The sequence below is a fragment of the Kitasatospora sp. NPDC090091 genome, from assembly GCF_044747365.1.
GTDB lineage: Bacteria > Actinomycetota > Actinomycetes > Streptomycetales > Streptomycetaceae > Kitasatospora.
In genome coordinates this window covers 105,816-117,407 of the sequence record NZ_JBIVDY010000006.1, presented here as the reverse complement: position 1 = coordinate 117,407, position 11,592 = coordinate 105,816, and the positions used below count along the sequence as shown (strand labels likewise).

Genomic DNA, 11,592 nt, shown 5'->3' with positions numbered 1-11,592 from the left:
GGTCGGATGCCCGGCATGCCGACGACAGAGCCCGCCGTCCAGCCGGACGCGGACGGCATCACCCTGCTGCACGGCTACGTGCCCGTCATCGACCTCGGGCTGGAGGAGCCGGCCGACCCGCAGCGGCGGGCGGCCGTCGCCCAGGCGGTGCGCAGGGCCTGCGAGACCAGCGGATTCCTGGTCGTGGTCGGCCACGGCGTGCCCGAGGCCACCGTCACCGGCCTGTACGACGCCGCGGGCGCGTTCTTCCGCGGACCCGCGGACGTCCGCGAGCAGGCCGCCAACGACTTCGAGGACCCGCTCCAGCACGGCTGGAGCGCCAACGACCGGATGCAGCTGTTCGGCGGCAGCCTGCTCGGCGAGCGGACCGAGGGGCGCTTCCCCGGCCTGGACAGCCCCAACCGGTGGCCGGACCAACCCGGCTTCCGGGAAGCCTTCCTGGCGTACTACGAGGCCGCCGCCGGGCTGTCCCGGGAGATCATGCGGCTGTTCGCGCTCGGGCTGGAGCTGCCGGAGACGTGGTTCGACGACAAGTTCGACCGGCACATGACGCCGATGATGGTCAACTACTACCCGCCGCGAACCGGGGTCGCCCACGACAAGCTGCGCAACAGCCCGCACACCGACTTCGGCAGCCTCACCGTCCTCTACCAGGACGACGCGCCCGGCGGCCTCCAGGTCCGCGACCAGCACGGGCAGTGGCTGGACGTGCCGCCACTGGCCGGCTCCTTCGTCGTCAACCTCGGGCGCCTGATGACCCGGTGGACGAACGACCGCTGGGCCAGCACCGTGCACCGGGTGGTCAACCCTTCCGAGGAGCAGGAGCACCTCGACCGGATCTCGATCGCCTTCTTCTACCAGGCGAACCCGGACGCCGAGATCGCGTGCATCCCCACCTGCACCGGGCCGGACGACCCGCCGCACCACCCCCCGGTGCGCTCCGGCGACTACTTCCTGTCGAAGTCCCGGCGGGCCTACGTGCTGCGCAGCATGGGCCGGTTGGACGCGGCGCCGTGACGTACGGGATCGCCGCCTTCGGCTACGCCCTCGGCGAGCCCTGCGAGGTCGAGGAACACGCCCCGCGCTACACCGGCGACCTCAAGCGGATCCGCGACTGGGGCTACCGCCGCTTCCACCGCGCACCGGACGGCGTCGGCCTGACCGACCTCGCCGAGCGGGCCGGCCGGGACGCGCTGGAGCGCGCCGGGGTGGCCGCCGAGGAGGTCGACCTGGTGGTACTGGCGATGGCGGACATCCCCGAGTACCTCTACTGGGACCCGGCGGCCGCCACCCAGGCCAGGCTGGGCGCGCTCCACGCCGAGGCGTTGCTGGTCAACCAGGCGTGCAGCAGCGGGGTGATGGGTTTCGACGCCGCCGCCGGCAAGTTCGCCACCCACCCGGACTACCGCACCGCTCTGCTGATCACCGTCAACCGGGTCTGCGAGCAGTACTGGAACCGGATGGAGTCCAGCACCGCGATCACCTCGGACGGCGCCGTCGCGGCCGTGCTCCGGCGCGGGCACGGCCGGTGCCGCTGGCTGGCCACCGAGGTGATCACCGACGGCCGGTGGGTCGACGTGGCGCGCCTGCCCGGCGGCGGTGCGGCGCGGCCGGTCACCCCCGAGCACCCGGACCCCGGCGTGCTCGGCAACCCGGTGGCGCTGATGGACGCGTTCCTCGGCGGCGATCTGCGCGCCAAGCTCCGCTTCATGCGGCAGACCAGGGACAACAACCTGGCCGTGCTGGCGGCCGCCTGCCGGCGGGCCGGCGTCCCGGTCGAGGACGTCCGGCACGTCCTGCACATGAACGGCACCGCGGACGGCCTCGCCGAGGCCGCACGCGACTACGGCGTCCCGCTGGAGCACACCAACGCCGCCATCGCCCTGGACCACGGCCACTTCGGCTGCGCCGACCAACTGCTCAGCCTCGGCCGGCTGCTGGAGGCGGGCGCGCTCCCCGCGGGCGCGCCGGTGGCCCTCACCAGCACCGGCAACGGCATGCACTGGGCCTGCACCCTGCTGCGCGTCTGAGCGGATTCCGCCGGGCGCCGCCCGGGCCGCCGTCGAACCGGCGGCGGGCCGGCGCCGCCCGACCCGCACCGCGCGTCCGAACTAGTAAGGAGAACAACCCCCGTGCGCATTCTCGGACTCGGAGGGTCCCACCACGACTTCGCCGCCTGCCTGGTGGAGGACGGCCGGATCGTGGCCGCCGTCGAGGAGGAACGCCTCACCCGGGTGAAGATCGCCTTCGGCCTCGGGCCGCGCCTGCAGCGCTGCCTGGCGGCGGACTACGTCCTCGCCGAGGCCGGCGTCGGGCCGGAGGACGTCGACCTGATCGTGGCCAACGACTTCCTCAACCCGGTGTACTCGCTGCGCTACCGCGACCGGATCGAGTGGATCGGCCACCACCTCTCGCACGCCGCCAGCACCTTCTACACCTCGCCGTTCGAGCGGGCGGCGGTCATGGTGATGGACGGCCGGGGCTCCGAGGTCGAACGCGACGGCGAGCGGCACGGCGAGACGATCAGCTTCTACACCGGCGACGCCCGGGGGCTCACCCTGGTGCGCGGCCTGACCGGCCGGATCGCCACCGCCGAGCAGCGGCTCGACGACACCTACGAGAACTCCATCGGCTGGATGTACGAGGCGGTCTCCAAGGAGATCGGCTTCTTCACCGTCGGTGGCATGGGCGCGCCCGGCAAGACCATGGGCCTGGCCCCGTACGGGACACCGCGTTACGTCGAGGCGCTGGCCGGGCTGTACGACCTGGCCGACGGCGACTTCCGCCAGTCGCTCGCCCAGCAGGAGGCGGTGCGCGCCCTGATCGCCGGCGAACTCGCCCGGGCCGGCGGTGCGGAGGCCGCCGAGCAGGTCCGCGCGGACTTCGCGTACGCCGTCCAGGCCAACACCGAGCGGATCGTCGTCGAGCTGGCCCGCTGGCTGCACCGGGAGACCGGCGCCACCGACCTCTGCCTGGCCGGCGGGGTCGCCCTCAACAGCGTCGCCAACCACCTGATCCTCCGCGAGACGCCCTTCGAGCGGGTGCACATCGTGCCCGCCGCCGGCGACAACGGCACCGCCATCGGCGCCGCGCTGCACGGGCACTACGCGCTGGGCGGCCACCCCTGGGCCCCCGCCGCCGAGCTGTTCTCGCCCTACCTGGGCCGGCTGCACGGCGCCGAGGAGATCGAGGCGGCCGTCGCCGCCCGGGCCGACCGGCTGGTGGTGGAGCGCCCCGAGGACCTCTGTGCGACGGTGGCCCGCGAGCTCGCCGACGGCGCCGTCGTCGGCTGGTTCCAGGGACGCTCCGAGATCGGGCCGCGCGCCCTGGGCAACCGCAGCATCCTCGCCGACCCGCGCGACCCCGGAATGAAGGACCGGATCAACGCCAAGGTCAAGCACCGCGAGGCGTTCCGACCGTTCGCCCCCGTGGTCCTGGAGGAGCGGCAGACCGAGTACTTCGCCTCCGCCGTCCCGGCCCACTACATGCTGCTGGTGCCGCAGGTCCGCCCGGAGAAGCGCGCGGTGATCCCCGCCGTCACCCACGTGGACGGCTCCGCCCGGCTGCAGACCGCCACCCCGGAGCTCAACCCGCGGCTGTGCGAACTGCTCGCCGCCTTCGACGAGCTCACCGGCGTGCCGGTGCTGCTCAACACCTCCTTCAACGACAACGAGGAGCCGATCGTGGAGACGCCCGAGGACGCCCTGCGCTGCTTCCTCGCCACCGACCTGGACGTGCTGGTCCTGCACGACCTGGTGATCCGCAAGGCGGGCGCGTGAACGCCCGGTCGTTCCCCGGGCGGCCGACGGTGGTGCTGCTCTGCGGCGGCCTCGGGCTGCGCCAGCGCAGCGACGGCGACGACCTGCCCAAGCCGCTGCGCCCGCTGCCCGACGGCCGGGCGCTGATCCTGCACGTCCTGGACCACTACCGGTCGTTCGGGCTGGACGACTTCGTGCTCTGCACCGGATACGGCGCGCGGGCCATGGACCAGCTGCTGCTCGGCGAACTTCCCGCCGCGGACATCGCGACCGGCCCGGGCTGGCTGCGGCTGAGCGCCGACGGGATCCGGGTCACCCTGGTGGACAGCGGCCCGTACGCCGAGAAGTGCGTCCGGCTGCTGGACGCCGCCGGGCACCTGCGGCCCGGGCCGTTCCTGCTCGGCTACGGGGACGTGCTCTCCGACTTCGACCTGGGCCGGCTCGCCGAGCGCCGGGAGGCGTCCGGTGCCACCGTGACGATGACCGCCACTCGGGTCCGGTCCCGCTACGGCGAACTGGTCGTCGGGCCGGGCATGGAGGTCACCGCCTTCGTCGAGAAGCCGCTCCAGCCGGCGCTGATCTCGGCCGGGTACTTCGCCTGCTCGCCCCGCCTGCTGGCCGCCCTCTCCCCCGAACTGGGGCTGGAGGAGGACGTGTTGCCGGCCCTCGCCGCGCGCGGCGAGGTGGACGCGGTGGTGCACGACGGGCAGTGGCTGCCGTTCGACACCTACAAGGACTTCGTCGACGCCGAGGCGCTGGCGGCACAGGAGGGCTTCCCATGGCCGACCCCAGTTCGGGTCTGAACCCGGCCGCCGGGCAGGGCGGTTGGCACGGCCGCAAGGTCCTGGTCACCGGCCACAGCGGCTTCGTCGGCTCCTGGCTGACCACCGCGCTGCTGCGGCTCGGCGCCGAGGTGACCGGGTTCGCGGCGGACGCCGACGAGCAGACCCGGGAGCGCAGCGCCGGCCTGGCCGGCCTGGGCGCGCGGATCGTCACCGGCGACGTCCGGGACTTCTCCGCCGTCCACCGGACCATGGCCGCGCAGCCCTTCGACGCGGTGTTCCACCTGGCGGCCCAGCCGCTGGTCAGCGTCGGCCTGGCCGACCCGCACGGCACGCTCGGCACCAACATCACCGGCTCGCTCAACGTGCTGGAGGCCGTCCGGCTCTGCCGCCCCGGGGTGCTGGTGCACGTCACGTCCGACAAGTGCTACCGCAACCGGGACTGGCCCTGGCCCTACCGGGAGATCGACGAGCTGGGCGGCGGCTGCCCGTACAGCGTCTCCAAGGCCGCCGCCGAGCTGGTCTTCGAGGCGTACGCGACGCTGCTGCGGGACCGGGACGCCCCGACCCGGGGCGCCTCGGTGCGGTTCGGGAACATCATCGGCGGCGGAGACCGGGCGGCCAACCGTCTGGTGCCCGACCTGCTGGCGGCCCTGGACGCCGGCCGCCCGGTCCGGCTGCGGCGCCCGAACGCGGTGCGGCCCTGGCAGCACGTCCTGGACGTGGTGCACGGCCTGCTGCTGCTCGCCGACCGGCTGGCCGACGGCTCGGTCGCCGGCGGGGAGGTCTTCAACTTCGCCCCGCCCGGTGACGGCGCGACCGTCCTCGACCTCGCGCACGCCCTCACCGCGGCCTGGACCGCGGCCGGCGGCGCCGCGGCCGAGGTGGCCGCCGACGACGGGGCGGCGCAGTTCACCGAGGACGAGCTGCTGCGGCTGGACGGCCGCAAGGCCGCCGCCGCACTCGGCTGGCAGCACCGCTACGACCTCGACGGCTCGGCCGCCGCGGTCGTCGCCTGGCACCGTGCCGTGACCGCGGGCACCCCGCCCGTGGAGCAGACCGCGCGGCAGGTCGGGGACTTCCTTCGGGACCGCTACCCCGCGAGCCGGCAGCAGCACCACCAGAACCAGAACGAACGGACGGGCGGGCAGCAGTGACCGACGCACGACGCGTATTCGTCTTCTCGCGGGAGTACCCGCCGACCACGGTGGGCGGCACCAGCACCGTCGCCCGCAACCTCGCGGCCGGCCTGGTCGCCGAGGGCTGGGAGGCCGTCGTGGTCACCTCCCGTCCGGGCGCGGCCGAGGACCTGCGCGAGCGGATCGACGGGGTGACGGTGCACCGGGTCGGCACCGAGGTGGTCTACAACGCGGGCAGCGGGCTCGCCGACGACAGCCTGCTGATCCACCGGCGCTTCCACCGGGCCGCCGAGGCGCTGGCCGCCGAGCTGGGCGCCCCCGCGCTGGTCGCCCTGCCCGACCTCTTCTGCTACCCCGAGGCCGCGATGTTCGCCCGCCGGCACGGCGTGCCGCTGGTCAACGTCCTGCTCCAGGACTTCCGCGCGATCACCCCGTACGACCGCGACAAGCACCGCGTCACCAGCGGGGTGACCGCCGACCGGTCACACCTGCTGGAGCTGGAGCGCAAGTCGGTGCTGGGCAGTGACCACACCGTCTTCATCAGCCGGGCGCTGTCCGACGCGATCACCGGCTACTACCCGGAGAACACCGCCCCGCACAGCGTGGTCCACCTCGGCGTCGACCCGGCGGAGATCGCCTCCGTGGCCGGGGACCCGCAGTGGCTCCGCCGCCGGACGGAACTGGCCCTCGGCTCCGCACCGCTGCTGGTCGGCTGCGGCAGGCTGGTCCCGGTCAAGGGCTTCGCCCAGCTGCTCCGGGCGCTGGAGGTGCTCGGGGCGGTCGAAGTGCCGGGCACCGCCGGGGCGGTCCTGCCGCACCTGGCCCTGGTCGGCGTCGGCCCCGAGGAGGAGGAGCTGCGCAGGCTCGCCGCCGCGTCCGGGCTGGCCGAACGGGTGACCTTCCTCGGCGACGTGCCCCGGCAGGAGGCCCTCGGCTGGATGTCGGTGGCCGACGTCAACGTGGTGCCGAGCCTCTGGGAGTCCTTCTGCTACGTCTGCGCCGAGATGATGGCGTTCGGCCACCCGGTGGTGGCCAGCGCGGTCGACTCGCTGCGCGAGCTGATTCCCGGCCCCGAGTACGGCTACCCGGTCCCGGTGAGCGGTCCCTCGGGCGACCGCACCCTCGACCCGGCCGACCTCGCGGCGGCGCTGCGCCAGGCGCTCGAACAGCCGGAGGAGGCCCGGCTGCGAGGCGGGGCCGCCCAGCGGCGGATCGCCGAGTGCTTCACCAACGAGCGCTTCGCACAGGGCATCGCGGCGCTCGGCGAGGACCTGACGGCGGGCCGGCAGGAGACCGCCCGACAGGCGACCGGGCAGCGGACCGATGGCTGAGACCGGCGCCGCGGCGGGCCTGGAGGGCCTCGCCGCGCTCTGCTCGGGCGTGGCCGCCCCCGAGCGGCGGTACGCCCGGCTGGCGCAGGTCCGGCAGCTGACGCTGGCCCGGCCGGGCGGCAGCCTCGGGCAGCTCGACACCCTCGTGCAGCGGGTCGCCGCGATCCGCCGGACCGCCGCGCCGGGCCCGCTGACGGCCGCCGTCAGCGTGCTCGCCGGGGACCACGGGGTCGCCGTGCACGGCACCTCGCGGTTCCGGCACGGCCTGACCGGCGGCGTGCTCCGGCTCATCGACGCCGGGCGGGCCCCGGTCAGCATCCTGGCCGCCCGCCTGCCCGCCCGGGTGGAGTCCGCGGACCTCGGCCTGGCAGAGCCGGTCGGCGACCAGCGCTACAAGATCGGCCCGGGCACCGGGGACATCTCGGTCGAGGACGCCATGACGCCCGATCAGGCCGTCGCGGCAGTGCTGGCCGGCGCCCGGTACGCCACCGAGCGGCTGGCCGACGTGGAGCTGGTGGCGGTCGGCGAGATCGGCGTCGGCAACACCACCGCCGCCTCCGCGCTCGCCGCCCGGCTGCTCGGCCGGCCTGCCGCCGAGCTCACCGGCCTCGGCTCGGGCGTGCCGGACGACACCGTCCGGCAGAAGGCCGCCCTGGTCGAGCGCGCGCTCGCCCGCTGCGCGGAGCGCCCCGACGATCCGGTCACCGTCCTCGCGGCCCTGGGCGGCTACGAGATCGCGGGCAACGTCGGCGTGATCCTCGCCGCGGCCGCCCGCCGCCAGGTCGTCCTGCTCGACGGCGCGATCACCGCGGTGGCCGCCCTGCTGGCCGTCCGCCTCTGCCCGGCCGCGGCCGGCTACCTGATCGCGGCCCACGAGTCCACCGAGCCCTCGCACCCGCACGTCCTGGCCGCCCTCGGGCAGCCCCCGCTGCTGCGCCTGGAGATGCGCCTCGGCATGGCGTCCGGTGCGGCCCTGGCCGTCGGTCTGCTCAACGGCGCCCTCGCCGTCGCCGACGCGACTCCCACCGCCGCCTCGGCCGGCCTCACGGAGCCCCGGTGACCGCGGGCGCCGCCCACGCCGGCCCCAGGTCCGGGCTCGGCGCCGCGGACGCACCGGCGGGGGTGGTGTTCGACCTGGACGGGACGCTGGTCGACTCCTGGGCGCTGCACCTGCGCTGCCTGCGGCGCAGCCTGCACGCCGTCGGCCTGCCCGAGCCGAGCGCCGCGCGGCTCGCCGCCGCACAGCGGCCCACCGATACGCAGACCCTGGCCGCCCTGGTACCGCCCGACCTGCTCGACGAGGCCGCGCTCGGCTACGACCGGGAGCTGCGGCGGCTGCTGGCCGAGGAGCCGACGGACCGGCTGGCGATGCCCGGGGCACGGGAGGCGGTGGCCGCGCTGCGGGCCGCGGGCCTGGTGCTGGGCATCTGCACCGGGCGCTCACGCGCGCACGCCCGGGCCCTGCTCGACGCGGTCGGCGTCCCGGTCGGGCTGACCGTCGCCCGGGAGGACGCCGCGCACCCCAAACCCGCCGCGGACGGGCTGCTGCTGGCGCTGCGCCGGCTCGGCCTCGCCCGCGGCCGGGCGCTCTACATCGGCGACAGCCCCGCGGACTCCCGGCAGGGCGCGGCGGCCGGGGTCACCACCCTGCTCCTGCGGCCGGGCGACGGCCCGCCCGCCGACGGCACCCTCCGTTCCCTCCACGACCTCCCCGCACTCCTCCGAAAGGCCGGTCCATGAGCAGCATCGTCGAAGCAGTGCGGGGCAACGGGGCCCCGCCGGACGCGACTGCGCTGGTCGCCGGGGGCCGGGCCTGGACGTACCGCGAGCTGCTGGCCGCCGCCGAGCGGGTCGCCGGGGCGCTGCGCGGCCGGGAGGCGCCCGACGAGCCCGTGACCGCTCGGCTGTCGGCCCCGGCCGCGTACGCCGTGCTCGTCCTCGGCTGCGACCTGGCCGGCGTCCCGCTGGTCCATCAGGACCCGGCGGCCCCCGCCCCCGCGGACCCCGTCGTCCCGACCGTCCTCGACACCGATCCGGACGGCCCGGACCACCCGGACCGCCCGGCCACCGTGCTCTGCGCGGAACCGCGGCTGCTGCTCACCGGACCGGGCCGCTCGACGCTGCCCGCCGGAGTCCCGGCCGGGGCCCACGTCTTCCTCACCTCCGGCTCCACCGGCACGCCCACCGGGGTGGTCCGCACCGCCGCCGCCGTGCTGGCGGACGCCCGCCGGGTCGGCGCCTTCCTCGGCTACCGGCCCGACGCGCCGGTGACGGTCGCCGCACCGCTCTTCCACGCCTACGGCTTCAACTACGGCCTGATCGCCCCGCTGGCGCTCGGCGCACCCGCGCGGTACTGCCCGGCGCGCTCGGTGCCCTCCCAGCTGGCGAACGCCGTCCGGGCCGACGGCGCGCGGACCCTGATCGCCCTGCCCTTCCACTACGCACTGCTCACCAAGGCCGCCGACCCGGGCGGCACGCTGGCGGCCGCCCTGGCCCCGCTGGCCGCCGCGGTGTCGGCCGGGGCGCCGCTCGGCCCGGGCGTCGCCACCGCGATCGCCGAGCGGTTCGCCTTCCGCCTGCACAACTGCTACGGCTCCTCCGAGGCCGGCGCCGTCACGCTGGCCCCGGCTACCGGGGCGGCGGAGGACGGCGCGGTGGGCGCACCGTTGCCGGGGGTCGAGGCCCGGGTGGTGCCGCTCGGCGACGGCGACCCGCACAGCGGCGAACTCCGGCTGCGGACGTCCTCGTTGGCGGCCGGCCGGATCGGACCGGACGGCCTGGTGCCGCTCGACCTCGACGCGGACGGCTGGTACCGCACCGGCGACCTCGCCCGGACCGCCACCGGGCACGGCATCCGGCTGGCCGGCAGGATCGGCACCCTGATCAACGTGGCCGGGAAGAAGGTCGCCCCGGTCGAGATCGAGCGCGTGCTGGCCCGTCACCCGGCGGTGGCGGACGTCCGGGTGACGGCCGCACCGGACGCCTCGCACGGGCAGGTGCCGGTGGCCGCCGTGGTGCTCCGCGCGGACGCCCCCGACCTCGTCCCGTGGTGCCGCGAGCGGCTGGCCCCCCATCAGGTGCCGCGGCGCATCGACGTGGTCGCGGAGATCCCCCGCTCCGCCACCGGCAAGGCGCTGGCACCCGGGGCCGGACGGTGAGGCGCGCGGCCACCCCCGCGCACCCGCTGCCGCCGGAGCTGGCCCGGCTCGACCTGGTCGGCCGGCTGATCCTGACCTGCGACGGCACCGTGACGCCACTGGTGGAGCAGGTGGTGGGCGAGCGCATCGTCACCGCCCGGCTGGCCCACGCGCCCGCGTCGCCCGCCGAGGACGTCGCCGAGCTGCTGGCGCCCGCCGCCGGACCCCTGCTGTCGCGCACCACGCACCTGGTGGGGGCCGACTCGGGCCGGGTGTACGTGCGGGCGGCCACCGTGATGGCGGTGTCCGCGCTGCCGGCGCCGCTCCGGGCCGACCTGCTGGGCAGCGAGGAACCGATCGGCCGGCTGCTGCGCCGGCACCGGGTGGAGTCCTTCCGCGAGATCCTCTCCTACAGCGTCCCGGCCGGGTCGGGTGCCGCCCGCCGCTACCGGGTGTTCGCCGGCGGGGTCCCGGTGATGCTGATCGACGAGCACTTCTCGCCCGAGTCCCTGCGGGCGGCCGGCTGATCCGCCGCACGGGTGCGGCCGGCTGATCCGCCCGCGCCGACGCCGAGGGGCCCGGGACCAGCACGGGACGCTGTTGGTGATCCCGGGAGGTGTGTGACGTCGGCCTTCCAGCCACTTCGCACGACTCCGCCCCGACGAGCTGTTGCTCGACGGGGCGAAGTAACGAGGCCCGGGATTCACCAACAGCGTCCCGTGGGATCGGTGCCGGACCCTGGGCCGGAGGTGCGGTGGGAGTGAGGTGGCGAAGTCGTCCTCACGGCCCCGGTCGGATGCCCGCGCGTCGGTATTTCGGCCCTGTCCGGTGACACCTGGGTAGCCTCAGGCCGGACCGCCCAGGGCACCCGTCTCGTGGGTTCGCCGTCTCAGAGTGCGGGGGTGCCGGCCTGGTAGGCCATGTCGGTGGTTCCCCAGGTGCCGGCGGCCGGGAGCCAGGCCAGGTTGAGGTGGCCGCTGGCCGCGTTGCGGCTGTAGACGGAGAGGGTGCCGTCGTTGCCGAGCACGGTGCTGACGTTGCCGTCCGAGGTGGCGGCGCCGAAGCTGGTGGTGAGGTCGCTGGTCTCCCACCCGCCGTTGCCGGGCTTGTAGGTGACCCGCAGGTGACCGTTGGCGGCATCGGCCGTGACAACACCGAGGGTGCCGTTGTTCTGCAGGAACGCCGCCGGAGCACCACCGCCGGAGACCGGCGTGCCGACATTGTCGGTCAGGTCGAAGTTCTGCCAGCCCCCGCTCGCCGGAAGGTAGGTCAGGTGCGGGTGGCCGTTGGAGGAGTTCCGGCTGAAGATCGCCAAAGTGCCGGAGCCGTCGATGATCGCGCCGACGTGTCCGTCGCTGACCGGGGCACCGAAGCTCGCGGTCAGGTCGCTGGTCTCCCACGCGCCGTTGCCGGGCTTGTAGGTGACCCGCAGGTGACCGTTGGCG

The 11,592-nt window shown here is 75.4% G+C and carries 11 protein-coding genes; 10 read left to right on the top strand and 1 reads right to left on the bottom strand.

Annotation, left to right across the window (positions count from 1 at the left end; all coding sequences use genetic code 11):
* The first annotated feature begins 15 nt into the window (after positions 1 to 15).
* From ACIPSC_RS12450 to ACIPSC_RS12405, 10 genes are all read left to right on the top strand, one after another.
* A complete protein-coding gene (locus tag ACIPSC_RS12450; protein ID WP_400825147.1) occupies positions 16 to 1,017 on the top strand; it encodes an isopenicillin N synthase family dioxygenase in 1,002 nt (333 codons plus the stop codon).
* The gene (locus ACIPSC_RS12445; RefSeq protein WP_400825146.1) at positions 1,014 to 2,030 is read left to right on the top strand and encodes a 3-oxoacyl-ACP synthase III family protein; all 1,017 of its coding nucleotides are present in this window, start codon (positions 1,014 to 1,016) and stop codon (positions 2,028 to 2,030) included. Before ACIPSC_RS12450 ends, ACIPSC_RS12445 begins: the two co-directional genes overlap by 4 nt.
* A gap of 102 nt (positions 2,031 to 2,132) precedes the next feature.
* Positions 2,133 to 3,779, top strand: a complete 1,647-nt coding sequence (locus ACIPSC_RS12440; protein ID WP_400825145.1) for a carbamoyltransferase — start codon at positions 2,133 to 2,135, stop codon at positions 3,777 to 3,779.
* Complete coding sequence (locus ACIPSC_RS12435) at positions 3,776 to 4,561, top strand: NDP-sugar synthase (protein ID WP_400825143.1); 786 nt, start codon at positions 3,776 to 3,778, stop codon at positions 4,559 to 4,561. Before ACIPSC_RS12440 ends, ACIPSC_RS12435 begins: the two co-directional genes overlap by 4 nt.
* Positions 4,537 to 5,697, top strand: a complete 1,161-nt coding sequence (gene rfbG, locus ACIPSC_RS12430; protein WP_400825142.1) for a CDP-glucose 4,6-dehydratase — start codon at positions 4,537 to 4,539, stop codon at positions 5,695 to 5,697. Before ACIPSC_RS12435 ends, rfbG begins: the two co-directional genes overlap by 25 nt.
* A complete protein-coding gene (locus ACIPSC_RS12425; protein WP_400825140.1) occupies positions 5,694 to 7,010 on the top strand; it encodes a glycosyltransferase family 4 protein in 1,317 nt (438 codons plus the stop codon). The genes rfbG and ACIPSC_RS12425 overlap by 4 nt, the downstream gene beginning before the upstream one ends.
* Entirely contained in the window at positions 7,003 to 8,070 is a 1,068-nt protein-coding gene (locus ACIPSC_RS12420; protein ID WP_400825138.1) for a nicotinate-nucleotide--dimethylbenzimidazole phosphoribosyltransferase, read from the top strand. The genes ACIPSC_RS12425 and ACIPSC_RS12420 overlap by 8 nt, the downstream gene beginning before the upstream one ends.
* Positions 8,067 to 8,750 (top strand): HAD family hydrolase, encoded by a 684-nt coding sequence (locus tag ACIPSC_RS12415; RefSeq protein WP_400825137.1) that lies wholly within the window; start codon positions 8,067 to 8,069, stop codon positions 8,748 to 8,750. The genes ACIPSC_RS12420 and ACIPSC_RS12415 overlap by 4 nt, the downstream gene beginning before the upstream one ends.
* The gene (locus ACIPSC_RS12410) at positions 8,747 to 10,168 is read left to right on the top strand and encodes a class I adenylate-forming enzyme family protein (RefSeq protein WP_400825136.1); all 1,422 of its coding nucleotides are present in this window, start codon (positions 8,747 to 8,749) and stop codon (positions 10,166 to 10,168) included. The genes ACIPSC_RS12415 and ACIPSC_RS12410 overlap by 4 nt, the downstream gene beginning before the upstream one ends.
* Positions 10,165 to 10,674, top strand: a complete 510-nt coding sequence (locus tag ACIPSC_RS12405; RefSeq protein ID WP_400825135.1) for a chorismate--pyruvate lyase family protein — start codon at positions 10,165 to 10,167, stop codon at positions 10,672 to 10,674. The genes ACIPSC_RS12410 and ACIPSC_RS12405 overlap by 4 nt, the downstream gene beginning before the upstream one ends.
* Before the next feature lie 362 nt (positions 10,675 to 11,036).
* Here ACIPSC_RS12405 and ACIPSC_RS12400 read toward each other — a convergent pair.
* Positions 11,037 to 11,592 (bottom strand): hypothetical protein (locus ACIPSC_RS12400; RefSeq protein WP_400825133.1); only part of this gene is annotated, 556 nt, incomplete at its 5' end.

Excerpts from the sequence above, each read along its gene's own strand:
- ACIPSC_RS12450 (WP_400825147.1), top strand. The coding sequence starts at position 16 with ATGCCGACGACAGAGCCCGCCGTCCAGCCGGACGCGGACGGCATCACC.
- rfbG (WP_400825142.1), top strand. The coding sequence starts at position 4,537 with ATGGCCGACCCCAGTTCGGGTCTGAACCCGGCCGCCGGGCAGGGCGGT.
- ACIPSC_RS12420 (WP_400825138.1), top strand. The coding sequence starts at position 7,003 with ATGGCTGAGACCGGCGCCGCGGCGGGCCTGGAGGGCCTCGCCGCGCTC.
- ACIPSC_RS12410 (WP_400825136.1), top strand. The coding sequence starts at position 8,747 with ATGAGCAGCATCGTCGAAGCAGTGCGGGGCAACGGGGCCCCGCCGGAC.